General features: G+C 69.6%; 19 protein-coding genes. 8 read left to right on the top strand and 11 right to left on the bottom strand.

Annotated elements, in window-relative coordinates:
• Positions 1 to 458 precede the first annotated feature (458 nt).
• The gene (locus tag ACIQRL_RS31935) at positions 459 to 1,301 is read right to left on the bottom strand and encodes an MBL fold metallo-hydrolase (protein WP_401338047.1); all 843 of its coding nucleotides are present in this window, start codon (positions 1,299 to 1,301) and stop codon (positions 459 to 461) included.
• Positions 1,302 to 1,893: 592 nt separating this feature from the next.
• On the opposite strand from ACIQRL_RS31935, the gene ACIQRL_RS31930 reads away from it, so the two are divergent.
• Together ACIQRL_RS31930 and ACIQRL_RS31925 are read left to right on the top strand one after the other, a co-directional pair.
• On the top strand, positions 1,894 to 2,889 hold the full coding sequence (locus ACIQRL_RS31930) for an alpha/beta fold hydrolase (protein WP_401338046.1): 996 nt from the start codon (positions 1,894 to 1,896) through the stop codon (positions 2,887 to 2,889).
• 390 nt (positions 2,890 to 3,279) lie between these two features.
• Entirely contained in the window at positions 3,280 to 3,708 is a 429-nt protein-coding gene (locus tag ACIQRL_RS31925) for a hypothetical protein (protein WP_401338044.1), read from the top strand.
• Between the two features lie 280 nt (positions 3,709 to 3,988).
• On the opposite strand, the gene ACIQRL_RS31920 is transcribed toward ACIQRL_RS31925, so the two are convergent.
• Positions 3,989 to 4,231, bottom strand: a complete 243-nt coding sequence (locus ACIQRL_RS31920; protein ID WP_401338043.1) for a hypothetical protein — start codon at positions 4,229 to 4,231, stop codon at positions 3,989 to 3,991.
• A 2-nt stretch (positions 4,232 to 4,233) separates the two neighbouring features.
• The gene (locus ACIQRL_RS31915; RefSeq protein WP_401338041.1) at positions 4,234 to 4,467 is read right to left on the bottom strand and encodes a hypothetical protein; all 234 of its coding nucleotides are present in this window, start codon (positions 4,465 to 4,467) and stop codon (positions 4,234 to 4,236) included.
• 59 nt (positions 4,468 to 4,526) lie between these two features.
• On the opposite strand from ACIQRL_RS31915, the gene ACIQRL_RS31910 reads away from it, so the two are divergent.
• From ACIQRL_RS31910 to ACIQRL_RS31890, 5 genes are all read left to right on the top strand, one after another.
• Positions 4,527 to 6,248: an acyl-CoA dehydrogenase gene (locus ACIQRL_RS31910; RefSeq protein ID WP_401338039.1), complete on the top strand. Its 1,722-nt coding sequence runs from the start codon at positions 4,527 to 4,529 to the stop codon at positions 6,246 to 6,248.
• Between the two features lie 517 nt (positions 6,249 to 6,765).
• Entirely contained in the window at positions 6,766 to 7,524 is a 759-nt protein-coding gene (locus ACIQRL_RS31905) for an SDR family oxidoreductase (RefSeq protein WP_401338037.1), read from the top strand.
• A 112-nt stretch (positions 7,525 to 7,636) separates the two neighbouring features.
• A complete protein-coding gene (locus tag ACIQRL_RS31900) occupies positions 7,637 to 8,254 on the top strand; it encodes a VOC family protein (protein WP_401338036.1) in 618 nt (205 codons plus the stop codon).
• A 532-nt stretch (positions 8,255 to 8,786) separates the two neighbouring features.
• Positions 8,787 to 9,191: a hypothetical protein gene (locus tag ACIQRL_RS31895; protein WP_401338034.1), complete on the top strand. Its 405-nt coding sequence runs from the start codon at positions 8,787 to 8,789 to the stop codon at positions 9,189 to 9,191.
• Between the two features lie 344 nt (positions 9,192 to 9,535).
• Positions 9,536 to 11,014: a glutamate--cysteine ligase gene (locus ACIQRL_RS31890; RefSeq protein WP_401338032.1), complete on the top strand. Its 1,479-nt coding sequence runs from the start codon at positions 9,536 to 9,538 to the stop codon at positions 11,012 to 11,014.
• A 17-nt stretch (positions 11,015 to 11,031) separates the two neighbouring features.
• On the opposite strand, the gene ACIQRL_RS31885 is transcribed toward ACIQRL_RS31890, so the two are convergent.
• The 3 genes from ACIQRL_RS31885 to ltaE form a co-directional block, all read right to left on the bottom strand.
• Positions 11,032 to 12,261, bottom strand: a complete 1,230-nt coding sequence (locus ACIQRL_RS31885) for an RNA polymerase sigma factor (RefSeq protein ID WP_401338030.1) — start codon at positions 12,259 to 12,261, stop codon at positions 11,032 to 11,034.
• Positions 12,258 to 12,581, bottom strand: a complete 324-nt coding sequence (locus ACIQRL_RS31880) for a YciI family protein (protein WP_401338028.1) — start codon at positions 12,579 to 12,581, stop codon at positions 12,258 to 12,260. The genes ACIQRL_RS31885 and ACIQRL_RS31880 overlap by 4 nt, the downstream gene beginning before the upstream one ends.
• A 300-nt stretch (positions 12,582 to 12,881) precedes the next feature.
• Positions 12,882 to 14,009 (bottom strand): low-specificity L-threonine aldolase, encoded by a 1,128-nt coding sequence (gene ltaE, locus ACIQRL_RS31875; RefSeq protein ID WP_401338026.1) that lies wholly within the window; start codon positions 14,007 to 14,009, stop codon positions 12,882 to 12,884.
• 293 nt (positions 14,010 to 14,302) lie between these two features.
• On the opposite strand from ltaE, the gene ACIQRL_RS31870 reads away from it, so the two are divergent.
• Positions 14,303 to 14,491: a hypothetical protein gene (locus ACIQRL_RS31870; protein ID WP_401338024.1), complete on the top strand. Its 189-nt coding sequence runs from the start codon at positions 14,303 to 14,305 to the stop codon at positions 14,489 to 14,491.
• Between the two features lie 55 nt (positions 14,492 to 14,546).
• Here ACIQRL_RS31870 and ACIQRL_RS31865 read toward each other — a convergent pair whose 3' ends face one another.
• The 5 genes from ACIQRL_RS31865 to ACIQRL_RS31845 all read right to left on the bottom strand — a co-directional run bounded on the left by ACIQRL_RS31865 (position 14,547) and on the right by ACIQRL_RS31845 (position 19,994).
• A complete protein-coding gene (locus ACIQRL_RS31865; RefSeq protein WP_401338022.1) occupies positions 14,547 to 15,023 on the bottom strand; it encodes a GNAT family N-acetyltransferase in 477 nt (158 codons plus the stop codon).
• A 308-nt stretch (positions 15,024 to 15,331) separates the two neighbouring features.
• On the bottom strand, positions 15,332 to 15,739 hold the full coding sequence (locus ACIQRL_RS31860) for a hypothetical protein (RefSeq protein ID WP_401338020.1): 408 nt from the start codon (positions 15,737 to 15,739) through the stop codon (positions 15,332 to 15,334).
• A gap of 123 nt (positions 15,740 to 15,862) precedes the next feature.
• Positions 15,863 to 16,816, bottom strand: a complete 954-nt coding sequence (locus tag ACIQRL_RS31855; RefSeq protein ID WP_401338018.1) for a phosphotransferase family protein — start codon at positions 16,814 to 16,816, stop codon at positions 15,863 to 15,865.
• Positions 16,817 to 16,932: 116 nt separating this feature from the next.
• Positions 16,933 to 17,631 (bottom strand): alpha/beta fold hydrolase, encoded by a 699-nt coding sequence (locus ACIQRL_RS31850; protein ID WP_401338016.1) that lies wholly within the window; start codon positions 17,629 to 17,631, stop codon positions 16,933 to 16,935.
• A 128-nt stretch (positions 17,632 to 17,759) separates the two neighbouring features.
• Positions 17,760 to 19,994, bottom strand: coding sequence for an NB-ARC domain-containing protein (locus tag ACIQRL_RS31845; RefSeq protein ID WP_401338014.1), 2,235 nt, complete (start codon positions 19,992 to 19,994; stop codon positions 17,760 to 17,762).
• Positions 19,995 to 20,472: the final 478 nt, after the last annotated feature.

The following is a 20,472-nucleotide window of genomic DNA, read 5'->3' as shown; positions in this document are numbered from 1 at the left end:
CAGAGGCCGCGTCATAGGTACGCGCAGATGCCGTGTCCGCCTGGCCCCCTTGCCAGAACGTCCTTCTCGACCAATCCGCCCGGGAAGCGGCGGCGATGCTCGCGCCGGCTCCCCGTGGCCCCCTACGGATTGCTACCAACGAGTAACACCCTAGCAAGTCCGGCCGATCCCACGACTGTAACTCCGGGTACTAAATGGGGAATTGGGCGATCTGACGCTCAGTCACCACACGTGAACCGGGTGAAGTGGCTGGTACGCGGGACGCCGCAGTGGGACACGTGTGCCGCGTCACACGCTCCGAACAACGTTCGGGCCACCCGGCCATCACGGCCACTCCTTCGCCGTCCGGCCATTCCCTCGCCGTCCCGTCACTCCCTCGCCGTCGCGTCACTCCCTCGCCGTTCGCTCACTCCGTCGCCGTCCCGTGCCGCCCGGATTCCTGGCAGGGACGAATCAGCTCAGGAACGGTCGAACTGGCTGGCGGCAGCGGCCAGCAGTGTGTAGGGGTTCCCGTACGCCGCATACCGTTCCATCATCCGGCCGACGAGGTCGGCGACGGAGCTACTGTGGGCTACCGCCTTGTCGAAGTCCTCGATGTAGTGCCGACTCTGGTCGAGAACGCGTTGCGCGTCGTCGTCCGGTGCGTCCGGGTCCCTGTGACCGGCGATGATCGTCTCCGGTCGAAGAGCCGCGAGAGCGTCGAGCGTGGCGAGCCACTCGGTTCGGGTTTCCGGTGTGGAGCGCCACAGCCACATGTGGATGTTGTTGTAGGCGACGTCGCCGGAGACGACCGTGGCCAGGTCCGGAACGTGGACCACGGTGTTGAGGACGCCGTCGCTCCGTCCGAGGGCAAGCGGGCGCACAGCATGGCCGTCGATCTCCAGTTCGTCGGAGGTGAGGACGGTGGGAATGGCCGCCTTCTCGTCGAACTGCCCCCCGAGCCACGCTCTCCAGCTCTCCAGCGATCGGGCTGACCGCTGCGCGTCGCTCACCACTTCGGGAAGGGCCACCAACTGCGCCTGCGGAAACGCCGCCAGTGTGGGCCCGGCGCCGAAGAAGTGGTCGGGGTGCCCGTGAGTGATGTAGACCGTCGAGAGGTCCTTGCCCGAGGCCTGTACCCAGGCGGCCAGTCGTTCACCCTCGGACGTGGTGATCAGGGCGTCGACGAGCAAGGCGTCCGTGGTGCCGGAGATGAGGGTCGCCGTGGTGGCCGGCCATGTGGCCTGGCGGGGTGAAGTCCACCCGGGTGGATTCGGAATGGGCTTGTAGCCACTGTTGAACACATCAATGGACACCGACATTGTGTCTCCCTCGTCCGAGACGTTCCCGCGTGTGCCGAAACCAGTGAAGCGGGAGGTGGTGAACGGCCCCGGTTCACCACACAGCGTGGTGAACGGCCTCGGTTCACCACACAGCGCGTGATCGGCTGAGCGGGGCTGCCGGCCAGCGGCCCGGCGTCCGCGCCGAGCATGACCAGCTCGCCCTGGCGGAAAGGTCCACGGTGGGGCCAGAACCGTCCTGCCCACCACCGCCGGCTCGGACGCGCTCGCGCCGACCCCTCGCAACCAGCACACCAACATCGGCCCGATCACGCATGTCGAAACAGACCCGATCACGCATGTCGAGACGGATGAGGACCGATGCGGCGGCTCGTCCCTGCCGTCTGACGCTCGCCTCGGCATCGCGTGATCGCGGTGGCACCTAGGAGGTCGGTCAAAGGCGCCTGGACCCAGACACCGGACCACAGTGGCTCTCCTCGCACTGAACCGCAAATCCTTCGAGGCGACCTGATTGGGCGAGGCGATTCGCTCATGTGCTTCGCCGCGCATGCGCGCTCGGCGCACGGCGGACAGGCTGACGAGCATCCCGTCCGCCTTCCGAAGGAGAGCAACCATGACGTCGTCCCCCTTGCCGCCGCCTCACCTGCGCCGAATAAAGGCGGCCGCAGCCGTTGCCACGCTGGTGACCGCGGCGGCTTTGTCGGCGTCGGTGCCGGCCGTCGCCGACGGAGGGTCCACGTCCCCCGGCAGCGGCACCGGCAACGCCGGCGGCAAACCGACCATCGTGCTGGTGCACGGAGCGTACGTCGACGCGTCCAGTTGGAACGGAGTCGTGGGACGCCTCCAGAGCGAGGGCTACCGTGTCATCGCTCCCGCCAATCCGCTGCGTGGTCTGCCTACCGACTCTGCCTACATCGCCAGTGTCCTACGGAGCGTCAAGGGCCCCATCGTCCTGGTCGGCCATTCGTACGCCGGCGCGGTGATCACCGAGGCGGCGGCCGGCAACCCCCAGGTCAAGTCGCTCGTGTATGTGGCCGCCTTCATGCCCGACAAGGGCGAGACCCTCGGCCAACTCGCCGCCAAATTCCCGGGCAGCGAGCTCAACCCCGCCTTGGTACAAGTACCGTTCACGAACGCGGACGGCTCCACGGGAACGGATCTCTACGTCTCCCCGGACAAGTTCCGCGCCGTCGCCGCCGCGGACCTGCCGCAGACGGCCACATCGGTGGCGGCCGCGGCCCAACGTCCCATCGCAGCCACGGCCTTCACCGACAAGGCGACTTCCGCCGCGTGGCGGACCATCCCCTCCTGGGCCGCCGTCGCCACCAACGACAAGGCCATCGCGCCCGACCTGGAGCGCTTCGAAGCCAAGCGCGCCGGCTCCCACACCGTCGAGATCAACGCCTCCCACAGCGTGATGATCTCCCACCCCGACGCCATCACCGATCTCATTCGCGACGCCGCCGGCGCGCATGCCCCCAGCCCTGCCCTCGCCGACACAGGACTCACCACGCTCGGTCTCGTCGGCGCCGCGGCCGCCGGCGGGATGGTCGTCACCGGAGTGGGACTCATCGTGGTCAGCCGCAAACGGTCGCCCCGTACGCGGTGATCGGGCCGGCCCCTGGTGGCGCTTTCCAGAGGACGTCGCCGCACAGGGTCGTATGGATCAGGTGGATCAGGCCGTGAGCTGTCTCTGCAATCGCTCGGCTGGGGTTCCCCGGCCGAGCGATTCGCGTAGGCGACCGTTGCGCCCGGTGACGCCCGCGTCCAGGTCGCCCAGGGGATGCGCACCCGGCAGCGATGAGCGACGATGTCCGCCGGCCTGCGCGGCCACGAAGAGAGGCGCATGCTTACGAGTGGGGTGGACTGCTTCGCTCGCGGAATTGGGGTGGCAACGGGTTCCCCGCAACGGGTCCCCAAGGACGGCAGGGCGACGCAGCGTGGTCAGTCATGCGGCCGCGGCCGCATGAACCGTCCGTCTCGACAGAGGGAGCAGGTCATGTCAGTCCTGCGATTTCACGTGGACTCCTCATTGAGCCCGTCGGAGGTGATGGGGGTCCTGACCGACTTCAGCCCGGCGCGGGCGCAGGAATGGCCCACGATCGACGCGGAGCACTTCAAGGTCCACGAACGGGGAGACACCTGGGCCGAGGTGACCGAGGGAACGGAAAGCGGGTGGGAGCGGGCCCGCTACGAATGGGATCCGTCGGGTAACAAGGTCACCGTCACCACGCTCGACTCGAAGGTGTTCGGGCCAGGCGGGGGCTGGCTGTTCGAGATGACCCCCGAGGACAAAGGCACCCGCGTCGACATCCAACTGGACCGGGAGCACCCCACCACCCTCAAGGGCAAGGTGCTGGCCACCATTCTCCCCTTGGCCGGGCCGGTGTTCCGCAAGAATTTCAAGGAGCCTCTGAAGACCACATAGTCCTCGTGATGGTGGCCGGACCACTGACGAGGTCGCGTGTCGCTGCCCCGGCCGGGTGGTTCTCGTAGCGCATACGACATCAACTGCCGCCGAGGGCAAGGACGTTACAGTGCAAGTCGCCCGTGGTGAATGGCGGCACATGCGCACAGCGGAGTCGTGAGCCGCACCTCGAAGCCCCAGCACCTTCCCGACGGCCGCGCCAACCTCCGATCCGGCCGCGGGGCCGGTAGGCCGACAGCCGCTTCCGGCTCGAAGTCGGAGGAGGCCGTGACCGCCCCCATCAGCAGCAGGCCGACGAGGGCGGCCGCCTGCAGCAGAAGCAAGGGGCCATACGGGGCGGCACCTGGTCTCGGATCAGGCGCGGGGCGAGGCTCGCGGTGCGTACCGCTTCCTGGGGACGCAGGGTCAGGGCGTCGCCGAGCAGGACTCCGCCCACCGCGCACAGGCCGAAGGCGGTGATGGCGAACACGAGACAACGATGCAGGTGGCGGGTGGAGGGGTGGCAGTTCGATGTCGTGCTCACGATCAGGGCATCATGGTGTGGGTGAACCTGGCCCACAGCTCCGAGGTCTTCGACACGAGCGGCAACCCCGCACCCTGCGGGTCGTATCGAGTTCCCACGGCCCGCCGCCGCGTCAGCCGGTTGATCGTCGAGCCTTCCCCGCTCCCGAGACGCTTCATCTGGGCCGGCCGCTCCCGCGCACGGTGCCGCGCGGCGGCATCGCGTACGAGCTGATGGAGCGTGCGTGGCTCGGCCATGTCCCCCTGCGCCGGATCACCGGCACATGCCGCACCCCCCGATTCGAGAAGGAACTGCCATGTCGGACAGCTTGCTCTTCAACCCGCGCACCTACGACCCGGCGCACTTCGACCCGGAGACCCGCCGCCTCCTGAGGGCCACCGTCGACTGGTTCGAGGCGCGCGGCAAGAAGGCACTGCTGCGCGACTACATCGACCGCGCCTGGTACGCGGACTTTCTGGAATTCGCTGCCAAGGAGGGCCTGTTCGCCACCTTCCTGACCCCGTCCGCCGATGCCGCCGGCGACGGGAACAAGCGCTGGGACACCGCCCGCAACGCGGCACTGAACGAGATCTTCGGCTTCTACGGCCTCAACTACTGGTACACCTGGCAGGTCACCATCCTCGGCCTCGGCCCGGTGTGGCAGAGCGCGAACCCCGAGACGCGCGGCCGCGCGGCGCAGTTGCTCTCCGAGGGGCATGTGATGGCCTTCGCCCTGTCCGAGAAGAGCCACGGCGCCGACATCTACCAGACGGACATGGTCCTCACCCCCGACGGCGAGGGCGGCTTCCGCGCCAACGGTTCCAAGTACTACATCGGCAACGGCAACGTCGCCGGACTGGTCTCCGTCTTCGGCCGCCGCTCCGACGTCGAGGGTCCTGAGGGCTACGTCTTCTTCGCGGCCGACAGCCGGCACCCGGACTACCACCTGGCACAGAACGTCGTGAACTCGCAGATGTTCGTCAGCGAGTTCAGCCTGGAGGACTACCCGGTGCGCGCCGCGGACGTGATGCACACCGGCCAGGCCGCCTTCGACGCCGCCCTCAACACCGTCAACATCGGCAAGTTCAACCTGTGCACGGCGGGTGTCGGCATCTGCGAGCACGCCATGTACGAGGCGGTCACCCACGCCCACAACCGCATCCTGTACGGCAACCCGGTCACCGACTTCCCCCACGTGCGCCGCGAGTTCACCGACGCCTACGTCCGGCTGGCCGCGATGAAGCTCTTCAGCGACCGGGCAGTCGACTACTTCCGCTCCGCCGGTCCCGACGACCGCCGCTACCTGCTCTTCAACCCGATGACCAAGATGAAGGTCACCACCGAGAGCGAAAAGGTCATCGACCTGCTGTGGGACGTCATCGCGGCCAAGGGCTTCGAGAAGGACACCTACTTCGACAAGGCGTGCCGGGACATTCGCGGACTGCCCAAGCTGGAAGGCACGGTCCACGTCAACCTCGCCCTCATCCAGAAGTTCATGGGCAACTACCTGTTCCAGCCCGCCGATTACGAGCCCGTGCCCACCCGCCTCGACGCGGCCGACGACACGTTCCTGTTCGGGCAGGGCCCGGCTCGCGGCCTGGGTGCCATCCGCTTCCAGGACTGGCGCGTCGCCTACGACCGGTTCGCCGAGCTGCCCAACGTCGCCCGCTTCCGCGAGCAGGCCGACGGGCTGTGCGAACTGCTCTCCCAGCACGCCCCGGACAAGGCCCAGTTGCGCGATCTCGACTTCTCCCTCGCCCTCGGTCACCTCTTCGCCCTGGTGGTCTACGGCCAGCTGGTGCTGGAGCAGGCCGAGTTGACCGGCCTGGACGAGGACCTGCTGGACGAGATCTTCGCCGTCCTGGTGCGCGACTTCTCCGGCTACGCGACCGATCTGCACGGCAAGGCCGCCGCCACCGAGGCCCAGGCCGCGTGGGCACTGGCCCACATCCGCCGCCCGGTCGCCGACCCGGAGCGTCTGGCCCGTGTCTGGTCCCAGGTCGAGGCGCTGTCCGGCGCCTACGAGATGCAGCCCTGACGCCGGGGGTCTCGCGGCCGCGAGAAGAACCCGCGGCCGCGGACCCCGAGGGTGCTACGGACTGTTCGAAGCCCGTGAACGACGGCAGGACGGCAGGACGGCGCCCGGATACCTCCATGAACGCGAACGCGCACTGCATGCGGTGGGCCTCGGCGGCGTCCGCCCGTCGCGGCCCGCCTCCCGCTGCCGCGATGTCGTACGACGGGTGTCCCGTCGTACGGGGGCCGCCGCTCGACCCGCGGCGCGGATGCCGTCCGGTCGCACGGGTGACAGACTGAGAGCCGAATCGGCGGTGTGTGCCGGACGGCTTGGGGCGTGCCGCGGCCGGCGCGAAAACCCCAGCCCAGGGTTGTGGCGAGCGCGGTGCGCAGGTGGTCGAACAGGCTGGTGCCATCCACCACGTCCTTCGGCAGGGACGGACGCCGGCGTGCGTAGGCGCGAGCGGGGAACGTCGCTCGCGGGGAACGTCGCTCGCGGGGAACGTACGGAAACCGTGTTCTTAGGGTGGTGACCCCCTGTGAGTGGGACCGATGGAGAAGCCGGTGGAGCACGCGGAGGTTTCGCCGGGCAGACGGTCGTGGTGGTGGGAGGCAGCGCCGGCATCGGTCTGGAGACCGCGCGGCAGGTGCGTGCGGCCGGCGGCGAGCTGCTTCTCGTGGCGCGCGACCCCGGACGCCTCCAGCGGGCCGCCGACGAACTGAACCCGCTGAGCACGGCCGCGTTCGACGCCCGGGACGTCGAACGCCTGGAGCGCTTCATCGCGGAACTGCCTCGGCCGGTCGACCATGTGCTGGTCACGGCGGGCAGCCCGTCGTACACCCCCATGGCCGAACTCGACCTGGCCAGGGCCGGGTACGACTTCGGAGGGCGCATCGCGATGATGCTGGCCGTGGCGCGGGCGAGCCGGGAGAAGGTCAGAGCGGGGGGCACCCTGCTGTTCATCGGAGGCACCGGCGGCCGGAGGCCCGCGCTCGGGATGGCCGTGACGGGCGCTCTCACCGCGGCACTGCCGGCTCTGACCGCCAACCTGGCGCTGGAGGTCGCCCCCGTCCGGGTCAACCTCATCGCGGCCGGGTTCGTGGACACACCTCTGTCGGCCTCCCTCCTCGGTGACCAACTCGACTCACGGCGCGAGGAGTTGAGGAGGACGCTGCCCATCGGCCGGGTGGTCGGACCTGGGGATGTCGCCGCCCTCGCGCTGCACATCATGGCCAACGGCGCTCTCACCGGCGCCACATACGACATCGACGGCGGCCAGCAGCTCGTCGCGCACTGACCGTTCGCTACCCCAGGCCCAAGGCGCGGTGGGCCGTCGAGCGTTCCCGAGGCCACGCGCGGATCAGGTCGCCGCCGGTGTCCCGTCCGGTCCGAGACAAGAGGAACAAGCCATGGAGATGAAACTCGAGGTCGTCGTGGTACCGGTGTCCGACGTCGACCGGGCCAAGGACTTCTACACCGGGCTGAGCTGGAGACTCGACGCGGACGTAGCCACCGACGGGGACTTCCGGGTGGTGCAGATGACCCCTCCGGGTTCCCCGGCCTCGGTCATCTTCGGTAGTTCGGTCACCGAACAGACCCCGGGCTCAGCTCGCGGACTGCACCTGGTCGTCGACGACATCGAGGCCGCCCGCGACGAGCTGAGACGAGGCGGCGCCGACCCGAGCGACGTGTTCCACGACGCGGGCGGCGTCTTCCACCACGCCGGCACCGATGCCCGGGTGCCCGGCCCCGATCCTCAACGCAGCAGCTACGGCTCCTTCGTGTCGTTCAGCGACCCGGACGGCAACGGCTGGATCCTGCAGGAGATCACCACCCGGCTTCCGGGACGGCTGGACCCCGCGACCACCTCGTTCGCCTCGGCCGAGGACCTGGCGAGCGCCTTGCGGCGGGCGGCGGCAGCCCACGGTGAGCACGAGGCACGCATCGGCGCGGAGGACCCGAACTGGCCGGACTGGTACGCGCGGTACATGGTGAGCGAACAGGCCGGGACAGAACCGCCGTCGTGAGCGGGCGTTCGGCCGCCGGATCCAACGGCGCTCGCCGAGTCGCGTCGTCGTTCGCCCTCGGCATCCGGGCGGCCGTGCGGCCATGCGGCCATGCGGCCATGCGTAGTCTGACGGCGTGACCCGCCATACACCGCCGCGCCCGGTGGACGTCGCGAAACACTTCCCCGAGTTGGTACCCCTGCGGAGGGAGTCCGTGCGGCTTCACCCGCGCGCGGGTGAACCGACCCACCGGGACAGCTCGATGGGCGGTCCTCTGATGTGGCCGGCTCAGGAGCCGTGGCCGCGCTGTCCCGAACACGAGGGGGCGCCGATGGTGCCGGTCGTACAGATCTACCGAGCCGATGTTCCTGCCATCCTCCCGTTTCCCGACGGTTGCGATCTGCTGCAAGTCCTTTGGTGCCCGCGAAAGCACAGCGGCTACCGCTGGGCCGTTCCGCACGTCCGATGGCGAGAGGCCGCAGCGGTCCGGACCTTGCTGAAGGCAGCGCCCAGCCCGGCTCGGACGTGGGAGAACTACGTCCCCCGTCCTTGCGTGGTACATCCGGAGCTCGTGGAGGAGTACCCCTGCGGGGACCTGCAGGACGACCTGTGGGACCAGTTGGAGTTCCGATTCATGGACCTGGAGGAGGAGACCGGCTGGGACTATCAGAGCCACCTCTCCACCGCGCCCGGCACGAAGCTGGCCGGATATCCCGGCTGGTGCCAGGAGCCGGAGTGGCCGGAATGCGCCGGCTGCGGGAATCGCATGGAGCACCTGCTGACCGTGGCGAGCACCGAAGCCGAATCCGGGGGCCGGCATGCCTGGACCCCGGTCGAGGACGGCCGTACGCCCTTCGAAGGACCGGGCCTGGTACTGGGTGATCTGGGTGGTGTGTACCTCTTCGAGTGCCACACCTGCCCGGGGCGTCCGTTCACACACCGCTACGACTGCCCGTAGTGAACGAGGGCCGGGGGGGCCTGCCCCACCGGGCTCCAGCGATACGGCACCCACGTGGTCGTGTTCCGCACCGAGCGGCCGGCACCTGCGCGAAGGCGGCATCCGGACGGTCACGCCTCGGTCGCCATCGGGGTGGACCGACCCACCGGAATCGGGTCCGGCTACCCGACGGTCAGGGCGTTGTGCACCGTCCGCGGGCGTCCCGCGCGATGGGAGGGGTGGCGGTGACCTGACGCCGTGGACGGTCCCGGCTACCGCGCGGGGACCCGTCCCGCATGGTCAGACCCGCCCAGTGGTGCGACGCTGGAGGGAAGAGGTATTCGTGGGGCCACCCGGGAGGGCCGATGGGACGCGACGTTCCGGCGCTGGTCTTCACCCGCGAGGACCGTCGCCGGTACCGGATCAAGATGCAGGAATGTCTCGACGCGTTCGCGCAGATGCTGCGCGAGTCACGGTTCGACGCGGAGCGCCCTCAGGTGGGCCTGGAGATCGAGCTGAACCTGACCGATACCGAGGCCGAGCCCACGATGCGGAACGAAGACGTACTCGACGCCATCGCGGATCCCGCCTGGGACACCGAGCTGGGCCGGTTCAACCTGGAGATCAACATTCCGCCCCGGCGGCTCGTCGCGGGCGGCCCCGACGACTGGGAGGAAGAGATCCGCGCCGCGCTGAACCACGCGGACGAACGCGCCAGGACGATCGGCGTCCATCTGATCATGATCGGCATCCTGCCCACCCTGCAGGAGGCGGACATCGGCCCGGATGCCCTGTCGGAGAACGCCCGCTACCGCCTGATCAACGAGCAGGTCTTCGCGGCGCGCGGTGAGGATCTGCTCATCGAGGTGGACGGGGTCGACCGGCTGCGGACCTACGCGGACACCATCACGCCCGAGGCCGCGTGCACCAGCACGCAGTTCCATCTCCAGGTGTCACCGGAGGAGTTCGCCGACTACTGGAACGCCGCGCAGGCGATCGCCGGAGTCCAGGTCGCCCTGGCGGCCAACTCTCCCTTCCTGTTCGGCAAGGAGCTGGCGCACGAGACCCGCATCCCGCTCTTCGAGCAGGCGACGGACACGCGCCCGCAGGAGATCAAGGCGCAGGGAGTGCGGCCCCGGGTCTGGTTCGGGGAGCGGTGGATCAACAGCGTCTTCGATCTCTTCGAGGAGAACGTCCGCTACTTCCCGGCCCTGCTGCCGCTGTGCGAGGACCAGGACCCCACGCAGACGCTGGACCGCGGCGACACACCGGACCTGTCCGAACTCACCCTGCACAACGGCACGATCTACCGTTGGAACCGTCCCGTCTACGCCGTCGCCCAGGGCAGACCGCACCTGCGTGTGGAGAACCGCGTGCTGCCCGCGGGCCCGACGGTCGCCGACACGCTCGCCAACGGGGCCTTCTACTACGGCCTCACCCGCGCCCTGGTGGACGAGGACCGGCCGGTGTGGTCACGGATGTCCTTCTCGGCCGCCGAGGACAACCTGCACGCCGCGGCACGGCACGGCATCGACGCCCTCCTGTACTGGCCCGGAACGGGCGAGGTGCCGGTGCCCGAACTCGTCCTGCGCCGGCTGCTGCCGCTCGCGCACGAGGGCCTGGAGCGCTCGGGCATGGACGCGGCCTGGCGGGAACCGCTGCTCGGCATCATCGAGCAGCGCTGCGTCACCGCGCGCAACGGCGCGGTCTGGCAGAAGGAGATGCTCCACCGCTTCGAAGCGTCGGAGCACTGCGGCCGTCACGAGGCCCTGCGGCGCATGACCCGGCAGTACATCGACTACATGCACCTCAACGCGCCGGTCCACACATGGCCGGTGGACTGAAGAAAGCTCCTGCGGGTCTACCCCAGTTGGTCACGGCGGCGGGTGAGGTAGGCGATCTCGGCGGTGTTGCCCGCCAGTTCGACGGCTTTGTCGTAGGCCTCGCGCGCCTGCCGACCGCGGCCCAGCCGACGCAGAAGGTCGGCGCGGGTCGCGTGGTAGGCGTGATAGCCGGCCAACTCGTCAGCCAGACCGTCGACGAGCGCCAGTGCCACGTGCGGGCCGTCGAGCTCGGCGACCGCGATGGCTCGGTTGAGGGCGACGATCGGCGAGGGGTCGAGGCGGACGAGCTGGTCGTAGAGGGCGAGGACCTGCGACCAGTCGGTGTCGCGTGCGTCCCGGGCGGAGGTGTGGACGGCGTTGACCGCCGCGAGGATCTGGTAGCACCCCGGAGCCACACCGCTGGCCAGGCGCTCGCGTACGAGCCGATGGCCCTCGGCGATCAGCGCCGCGTCCCACGCCCCACGGTCCTGCTCGACGAGGGCGACCAGTTCGCCGCTCGCCGACACCCGGGCGGTACGGCGGGCCTCGGTGAGAAGCATCAGCGCCAGCAACCCGGCCACCTCACCGTCCTGCGGCATGAGGGCACGGATGAGACGAGTGAGCCGGATCGCCTCGGTGGTCAGGTCGTGGCGTACGGGATCGGTGTCGGGGCCCGTCGCCAGGTAGCCCTCGTTGAAGACGAGGTAGAGGACGGCGAGCACGCCCGAGACGCGTCCCGGCAGATCCTCCGCGGACGGTACCCGGTAGGGGATGCGAGCCTTCTTGATCTTGGCCTTGGCGCGGGTGATCCGCTGCCCCATGGCACTCTCCTGCACCAGGAAGGCACGGGCGATCTCGGTCATGGTCAGGCCGCCGACCATGCGCAGCGTCAGCGCCACACGGGCCTCCATCGCGAGCGCCGGATGGCAACAGGTGAAGATCAGCCGGAGCCGGTCGTCGTCGATGGGCCCGTGAGGCTCGGGCGGGTCGTCGTACGACATCTGAGCCTCCTTCTGCTTGTCGTCGCGTTTGTTCTCGCGCCGGATCCGGTCGATGGCCCTCCGGTTGGCGGTCACCGTCAGCCAGGCGCCCGGGTTGGGCGGTACGCCGTCGGCCGGCCACCGTTCGACGGCGGTCGCGAACGCGTCGGCCGCCGCCTCCTCGGCGATGTCGAGGTCACCGAATCGTCTGGCCAGGGTGGCGACCACCCGCGCCCACTCCTCGTGGTGGGCGCGGGTGATCGCCTCTCGGACGTCGATCACGCTCACAGGAACGGGCGCACCTCGACCTTGCGATTGCAGGCCTTCGATCCCTCGGTCGCGAGTTTGAGCGCCACGTCGAGGTCGGGAGCCTCGATGATCCAGAAGCCGGCGAGGAACTCCTTCGACTCCACGAAGGGCCCGTCGACGAACAGCGCCTCCCCTCGACGGTTGTCGATCACCGTGGCCGCGTCGGGCGCTCCGAGGCCACCGGCGAAGACCCAGTGCCCCTCGGCCACGAGCCGGTCGTTGAACACGTCGATCGCGGCCATCTCGTCCTGGGTGGCGAGGTCCGCCTGGTCATAGATCACGGAAAGCAGGTACTGCATCGCGGATCTTCTCCTGTGCTTCGGGGACGCCCCTCGCGGGCGACCGCTCACCACTGCTACGAACGCCTCCGCCCCGATCCGACACCGTCCCGACTTCTTCTTCGAGGAATTTCCGGTGCGCCGGTTGTGAGCGATCCGACACCGACGGTATCCAGTCCGGATCGTCCCAGGACGTGAAAACGCCGTCCGTGATCTCGTGCGGCGAGATCAGGGACGGCGTTCGTGGCGGTCATCCGGCACGGGGAAACGACCATGGGGTCGCGCGGCATGCCGCCTGGCGGAGCCAACGGCCCTGTGGGCTCAGTGACTTGCTGTCTCGGACATGGTCTCGCGCACGATCCGCACCGCGCGTTCCGTGTCGGCGCGGGTCACATCCAGGTGGAACACGAAGCGCAACTGGCCCGGGTACCCCCCACACAGCAGGCCACGACGCGCCAGCCGGTCGCTCACCTCGTCGGTCTCGACGCCGGGAGCGGACTTCGCGAAGACCATGTTGGTCCCGCTGGGCTCGACGGTCAGGCCCTCCACGTCCGCAATGCCCTCGGTGAACAGCGCCGCGTGCGCGTGGTCGTCCGCGAGGCGCGTCACCTGATGGTCGAGCGCGTACCGTGCCGCGGCCGCCAGTACGCCGGCCTGCCGCATTCCGCCGCCCAGAACCTTGCGCCAGCGCCGTGCGCCGGCCACGAACTCCCGTGATCCCACGAGCGCCGAGCCGACCGGCGCGCCCAGGCCCTTGCTGAAGCAGACCGAGACGCTGTCGAAGTGGCCGCCGATCAGCCGTGCCTGCTCGTACGGATCGCCCCCGGCGGCCACCGCGGCGTTGAACAGCCGCGCCCCGTCGAGGTGCGTGGCGAGTCCGTGGTCGTGGGCGACCTGTGTGGCGGTCTTGATGTAGTCCAACGACACGGCCCGGCCACCGATGGTGTTCTCCAGGCAGAGCAGCCGCGTGCGGGCGAAGTGCGGGTCGTCCGGCTTCACGGCCGCCGCGATGTCCAGCGGGTCCAGCGTCCCGTCCGCCCGATGCGCCAGCGGCTGGGGCTGGATGCCCCCGAGCACGGCGGCGCCACCGCCCTCCCACCGGTACATGTGGGCCATCTGGCCGGCGATGTACTCGTCCCCGCGGCCGCAGTGGGTCAGCAGGGCGCACAGATTGCTCTGCGTCCCCGAGGAGACGAACAGCGCGGACTCGAATCCGAGCAGCCCGGCGATCCGCTCCTGCAGCGCGTTGACGGTGGGATCGTCACCGAAGACGTCATCGCCCACCTCGGCCTCGGCCATCGCCCGGCGCATCGCCTCGCCGGGCCGGGTGACGGTGTCACTGCGCAGATCGATGAGGTGGCCGGGCTCTTCGTGGGCCGCATCGGTCCTGTTCACGGCACGGGAGACATCGGCGGTGTCGGGGGTACGGGCAGCATCAGTGGTCGGCACACGCACACTCTGCCACGCCGGAAGAGGCCTCGACCGCCGGGGTGGCCGACGAGCCCGGGAGGGTGGCCCACAGCCGCGACCAGTGACTTTGCGCCTTTCGAGTTCTTCAGATCCCGGGCCGGCCCGACCGTCTGCCTCCTCGCAGACGGTCAGCGCCGTAACCACGGGTTGACGGCGAGGTGACGGTCAGGGCGAGCGGCAAGAGGGCCCCCGGTCGGAGCCACCACGACCCCGGGGGCTGTCCGCAGCGGATAGTCCAGGGCTGCGTCGGTCCCACGTCCTACGCTGGAGCGATGGACAACGACATCGACCTCCGCTTCGCCCTCCAGATCGCCGGTGCCGAGCCGGCCGAGACACCTCCGGCCGCCGACTCCCCGCTCGGCCGGCTGCGTATCTTCGCCGCTGCCAACCCTGGTGTGGAGCTGACCGCCGGTCACGTCCGCGAGGCCATCGCCGGCACTCTGTGCCCCGGCGAGCACTGACGCGCCGCCTGGAGGCGGGCCTGGCCCGCCCGGCACACGGCCAGGACAGTGGGGCTCAGTCGACCAGGACGAGGAGGACTTCGTCGACTTCCTCGCCTCGTGCGTTCGCGAAACCCCGGTCACTGCCGGAGACCGCGAACCCGCAGTTCTTCAGGACCTGGATCGAACCGAGGTTGTCCGCCACGGCGCGGGCGTGCACCGGGCGCTCCGGCGCGATGACGAGAAGCTCGCGCAGCGCGGCGGTCGCTGCTCCTCGCCCCCAGAACTGCCGCCCGATCCAGTACGTGACCTCGCGCTCCTCGGGAGGTCCGAACACGGCAACATGCCCGACAACCTCGTCGCTGTCACCGACGACGGTGCGCATGATGACCGCTGGGTCCTGGCGGTTACGTGCCCAGTGAGCACGGAACAGGGCCGTGTCCGACGGGTCCTTGGCAGTGAAGGCCGCCATCCGGAGCCCCTCCGGCTCGTTCATCTGAGCGAAGAAGGTGGGCAGGTCGACGTCTCTCACGTCTCGCAGCGTTACCTCCACCAGAGCCTCCCGGCAGGTGATCGTGAGCGGTCAGCGGTACCGCTCACCTGCGGTTCCCTGCTGTCAGGCAGGCCGCGAGATCTGCTCCGCGCTCATAGGATTTACCGTGGCTCCTCTCTACACCAGGTCGACCCCGCTCGGCACCACATTCACTTCAGCCGGGCCGTCCAAGGCAACACCTGCTTCACCTCGAACAGCCCAACTCATGTCGAGCGCATCCGGAACCGGGTGCGGCCTGGGGCCGGCGGACCCTGCGAACCCTCCCTCGGCGCCCGCGTGGACGGGGAGATGTCGCCGGTACCGTCGTGTCAGCCGACCCCGATCCCGATGAGCAGCGTGCCGATGGACGCCAGTGTGAGGCCCAGCGGGATCAGGCTCACCGCGATGCCCACGCCGAGGCTCTTCCGCTTCGCCGGGTACCACGGCACGCCCAGCGAGAGCAGCGCCAGCAGGAACAGCACCAGGGCGCCGCCGATCGCGGCCTCCGTGCGCCCGCAGGGGTTGGCGGCGCTGCACGAGTCCAACGCCATGGGGGACACCAGCAGCAGGAGGGCGGCGACGAGTTGGACTCCCAGCGCCACCAGCACGCCGACCAGCGGGGCGATCCACCAGTTCCGTCGCGGCTGCGTCCGGTCGGCGGGGAGGGATCCGGGCGCGGACGGCGACGGTGGGAAAGGGGGCTGCGTGGAGACCTGCGGTCTGGCGGGTGTGCTCATGGGCACAGTATGACGTCCCGGTGAAGGTCCGGTGAAGGCCGGTATTCCCGGGGTCTGCTCCACTTTCCCGCTGGGTCGAGCGGTGGATGTCGAGGCCGGGGCCGCGCCCCGGACCGCCCTGGCTCAGCTCAACGCGTCCATGAGGGCGGTGACATAGGCATCGAGCCGCTCCTCGACGGTTCGCGTCGTCAGCTCGGTCCTCCCTGCCTCCCACCATGCCCGCACCACCAACCGCACGGCCTCTGAGAACGCCAGCCCGTCCTGGACCCGCCAGTACAGCCGGTCGCTCGCGGCCGCGGCCGGCACCCCGCCGGCCTCCTCGTACGCCTCAGCGAACCGCAGACCCCAGGCCGGGCCATGCAACAGCGCGAGATTGGTGGAGCAGTGCGCCACATCGAGATCCACCGGGCCCCAGGAGGTAGCCGCCCAGTCGACGACGCCGGTGACCCGGGGACCTGCCGACTCTGTGGGCGGCACGTCGAACAGCACGTTGCCGGGGTGGAAGTCCCGGTGCAGGAATCGTCCTTCATAGAGCGGCACGGGCCGGCGGAGCACATCGATCGCCGCCGCCCATGCCGTCGCGTCGGCACCCTGCGGAATCACGACGGTGTCGGCGGTCGTCCACGCCACATACTCCCGGGGCCGCTCGACGGGTCTCACCGCGTGGATCGCCACGAGTTGACGGGCCAGCAGAGGAACGCGCGCCTCCAATCCATCGTCGTCGAGGACCGTCCGACCCGGCAGATGTGTCATGAGGAGCGATGGATGCTCGCAATGCGCCGCGGTCGGATCCACCGCGACCAGTCCAGGAGCCGGCACGCCTGACCCCGGGAGCAGGGTCAGGGCGCCGGCCTCCCTGTGCAGCCAGTCCTCGGCGTGCTCCACGTCGACGAAGGTCCGCAGCACCAGATCACGGGTGCCTCCGTCCCGCTCACCGATGGTCAGCCTCCGCATTTCGGCCGTGATGCCGCCGTACAACACCTCGGTTCCGATGATCCGTTCGCCGACCTCCAGGTGCCGGCTCACCCAATCCAGGGTCAACGGTCGGACAGCCGCCGCCTCGTCGTGGTTGGTCACCGTGCCACCTCATCATCCGGACGGCGGCACACGCGACGGCTTTACCGGAGGCGATGGCCGCAATGCTCACTCAGCATCTCCACCGGCACCAGGTACGGCGGCGCTGTCGCCCGCTTCTAAGGCCGGCCGTTGAGCCCCTGGGCGGCCTGGGCGATGACGGCGGCCACGACGGCCGGGCGGGAGACGTAGACGGCGTGACTGCCGGGCGTCTCGGAGACGATCGCTCCGGCGCGCTCGGACATACCGCGTTGGGCGGGCGGCGGGATCATGTGGTCGTCGGTGGCGACCAGATACCACGACGGCTTGGTCTGCCAGGCCGGTTCGGAGACCGCCCCTTCGAGGGCCTCGACCCCCCAGGGGACCTGGGAGTCGGCCATGAACGCCGCCAGCTTCTCGGGGACGTCGGCGGCGAAGGCGGCCGCGAACTCGGCCCGGTCCAGGAACAGGAACCCGTCCTTGGGCGGCAGGATCGGCGGAACCGGCGCGCCGGGCGGCGGGTCGGCGATCAGGGAGCTGACCGACTCGCCCTTGTCCGGAGCGAACGCGGCGATATAGGCGAGCGCCGCGACCGCGGGATGACTGCCGGCCTCGGTGATGACGACACCGCCGTAGGAGTGGCCGACCAGCACGGCCGGGCCGTCGAGGCTGTCGAGAACCTGGTGGGTGGCGGCGACGTCGCCGGCCAGCGACAGGGTCGGGTTCTGTACGACGGTCACCCGGTAACCGTCGGCGGTCAGGTGGTCGTACACCCCCTGCCAGCCCGATCCGTCCACGAAGCCGCCGTGCACGAGCACGATGTTCCTGATGGTTGCCATGGCCGCGTCCGATCTGGTGGGGCAGGCCCCACGCCCGCCCGGTGCGCTCCATCCAAGCCGTCCGAGAGGCAGGAGAACACGCAGAACAGCACGCAGAGTTCGACGGACAGCGGCCGGTTCTACGGGAGTCAGGGTGCGCCGGTGGCCAGGGCCTGGCAGCGGCTGCTCGCCTCGGCGTCGCCGATCTCCTCGAACACCCGCGCCGCCAGCGCGTAGGTACGACGGCTCTCGCCGGCGCGGCCGTCCTCGGACAGCAGGACGGCCAGGACCTCCAGGGCCCCGGCACGTCGGAAGTCGGACACCTGGAGCGTGTCCAGGAGGGCGATGCCCTCGCTGAGCGTGTTGATCGCCTCGCCGAGGCGGCCGAGCTGTCCCAGGCACTGGCCGATGCGGATCAGCGCGAAGGGCCTGCTGTGCGTCGCGACGCTCGGTGTCATCCCCGAGCCCTCGCCGTCCATCAGGGCGAGCGCTGTGCGGAATTGCTCCAGCGCCTCGGCGTGACGTCCTTCGTTGCGAAGGCAGTTGGCGACGTTGGCCAGGGTCTGGACGTAGCTGTCGATGTCGCCGAGGGTCTTGAACGTCTCCGCCGCACGGAACGAGAGCGGAATCGCCTCGTCGGACCGTCCGAGCAGGAGCAGCGCTCCCGCGGTGTACTCGTGCGACCAGGCGATCTGCGCCTCGGCACCGGCCCGGGTGGCCAACTCCCATGCCTCGGCCGCGTACCGCAGCATGGCCTGCGGATCTGCCGGCGGCACCGAGTGGACCCAGGCCAGATAGTTCAGCTGGGTCGCCTGCTGCTCCAGGTCGCCGAGGGCGGCGGCGGACTCCGCTCCGAGCGTGAACACCTCGTGCCAGTGCGGGCCGTGCACCCACCGTTCGGAGAACCAGTGCATCGACTCGGCACAGTCGAGGACCAGGGTGTGCGGGCCTCTGCCGGCCGCAGCCCGCATCGCGCCCAGCCAGTTGTCCACATTCACCCGGAGCCAGCCGTCGGCCTCCTCCTCGGCGGACGGGACGGAAAGGTCGGGGTCGATCCGGCCCGGGGGGCCGTAGCCGGGTTCGAACCACCGCCCGGAGACCGTGGCCATCCGCAGCAGCCACGACGTCACCCGCCCCGCCACGGCCTCCTGCCCGGCCGGGGTCTCCTCCTCCTGGAGACGCTCACGGGCGAACAGGCGGACCAGGTCGTGGAAGCGGTACCGGCCCGCGGAGCTGTCCTGGAGCAGGCCGAGATCGACGAGGTCGTCCAGGGCGTCCCAGGCGTCCTCGATCGGCACGGCGCCCGCGACGGCCGTCAGAGCGGCGTCGAAGTCCCGGCCGGGTATGACGGCGAGGCGCCGGAACAGCCGCCGTGCCGAGTCCGCGAGCTGTTCGTACGACATGCCGAACGCATTCGCGATCTTGAGGTCGCCGGCCGTGAACTGCTCCAGCCTGCGCTCCTCGTTCGCCAGCCGGGCGGCGAGTTCGGCGACAGGCCATTCGGGCCGGCTCACCAGCCGGTTGCCGATGATCCGCAGCGCCAGGGGCAGACCCCCGCACAGCTCGACGAGCCGGGCGAGGGCCGAATCCTCGTCGGACGCGGAGCGTTCGCCCAGAATCCCGGTCAGCAGGTCCAGGGAGTCCGGCACCGGCAACGGCCCCAGGACGAGTCTGCGGACGCCCTCCAGTCCTGCGAGCAGCCGCCGGGTGGTGATCAGTGTCCTGCTCGCGCCCCCTCCCGACAGCAGCGGGCGCACCTGATCCTCCGACGCGGCGTTGTCCAGGACGACCAGGACCCGCTTGTCCCGCAGCAGCGACCGGTACATGGAGGCACGTTCCTGGATGTCGACCGGGATGCGCTGGTCCGTGACACCGAGCGCGCGCAGCAGGAACCGAAGCGCGTCACCGCTACCCAGGGGCCGCTGGGACATGCCGAACAGGTCGAGGAAGAGCACGCCGTCGGGAAAGCTCGGCCGCACGGAATGAGCGGCACGGACAGCGAACGTGGTCTTCCCCAGGCCGGCGGAACCGGTGATGAGCCCCACCACACCGACACCCGGCGAGCTCTCCGCGTACAGCAGTTCGCTCATCCAGACCAGTTCCGCGCCACGGCCGGTGAAGTCCTCAACCGATCTGGGCAGTTCACACAGGCCGCTCGGACGCGTCCAGTGGTCCCGCAGGCGGCCGTCGCGTGCCAGCTCGACCAACTCCTCGCGGGCATCAGCCTCCAGGGCGAGCGCGTCCGCCAAAGCTGTCACGGTGCGATGCTGAGGCCCTTTGCTGCGCCCGCGCTCCATGTCCGACAAGGTCCGAGCACTGACCCCCGACACCTCGGCCAATTGCTCCAACGTCCAGCGTGCCGCACGCCGATGACCACGCAGCACCTCCCCGAAACCGAGATACCCGCTGATGGAACCACACTCCCTCTCAGCCCTGCCGAACTCGTCGCCATACCTATGGGCGCTATGAGCCCTTTCCGACCAGGCTATGGTGTCCGGGTGTTGGCGAGAAGACGGGCTCGCTCCCGGCTCCGTACCGATCCTGCGCGTGGTGACACCGTTGTGCAGTCGCAGGTTGCCCTGACGTCCGTATGAAGAGGGACGCCGAGACCGTCTTCCAGGCGCGTGACGCGCCGCCCGGGCGAACAGTCCAGCGGCCGACAACTCGCTTGCAAACAAGGACAGTCGTCGGCATCGGATCGAGGGGGCGGGCGGTTTACCGAGGCGCGCACGCTGTGCATGGTGAGCCCTTCGTGCGTCCGAGCAAGGCGGGCGCGGAGGGGAAAATTCCGTGAGGCGTTACGTGCACGATCAGTTGACGGGTGCGGTTGAGGCGGGAGTCGCCCTGATCATCACCGCGCCA

Source organism: Streptomyces sp. NPDC091209 (genome assembly GCF_044757755.1).
GTDB lineage: Bacteria > Actinomycetota > Actinomycetes > Streptomycetales > Streptomycetaceae > Streptomyces.
The sequence above is the reverse complement of the archived record's forward strand: the minus strand, read 5'-3'. Positions and strand labels throughout refer to the sequence as shown.

What these genes read in the sequence shown, in the direction of transcription:
- ACIQRL_RS31850 (WP_401338016.1), bottom strand. Translation starts at nt 17,631, where the DNA reads ATGGCAACCATCAGGAACATCGTGCTCGTGCACGGCGGCTTCGTGGAC.
- ACIQRL_RS31900 (WP_401338036.1), top strand. Translation starts at nt 7,637, where the DNA reads ATGGAGATGAAACTCGAGGTCGTCGTGGTACCGGTGTCCGACGTCGAC.
- ACIQRL_RS31860 (WP_401338020.1), bottom strand. Translation starts at nt 15,739, where the DNA reads ATGAGCACACCCGCCAGACCGCAGGTCTCCACGCAGCCCCCTTTCCCA.
- ACIQRL_RS31935 (WP_401338047.1), bottom strand. Translation starts at nt 1,301, where the DNA reads ATGTCGGTGTCCATTGATGTGTTCAACAGTGGCTACAAGCCCATTCCG.
- ACIQRL_RS31880 (WP_401338028.1), bottom strand. Translation starts at nt 12,581, where the DNA reads ATGCAGTACCTGCTTTCCGTGATCTATGACCAGGCGGACCTCGCCACC.
- ACIQRL_RS31915 (WP_401338041.1), bottom strand. Translation starts at nt 4,467, where the DNA reads ATGGCCGAGCCACGCACGCTCCATCAGCTCGTACGCGATGCCGCCGCG.
- ACIQRL_RS31910 (WP_401338039.1), top strand. Translation starts at nt 4,527, where the DNA reads ATGTCGGACAGCTTGCTCTTCAACCCGCGCACCTACGACCCGGCGCAC.
- ACIQRL_RS31925 (WP_401338044.1), top strand. Translation starts at nt 3,280, where the DNA reads ATGTCAGTCCTGCGATTTCACGTGGACTCCTCATTGAGCCCGTCGGAG.
- ACIQRL_RS31930 (WP_401338046.1), top strand. Translation starts at nt 1,894, where the DNA reads ATGACGTCGTCCCCCTTGCCGCCGCCTCACCTGCGCCGAATAAAGGCG.
- ACIQRL_RS31870 (WP_401338024.1), top strand. Translation starts at nt 14,303, where the DNA reads ATGGACAACGACATCGACCTCCGCTTCGCCCTCCAGATCGCCGGTGCC.
- ACIQRL_RS31890 (WP_401338032.1), top strand. Translation starts at nt 9,536, where the DNA reads ATGGGACGCGACGTTCCGGCGCTGGTCTTCACCCGCGAGGACCGTCGC.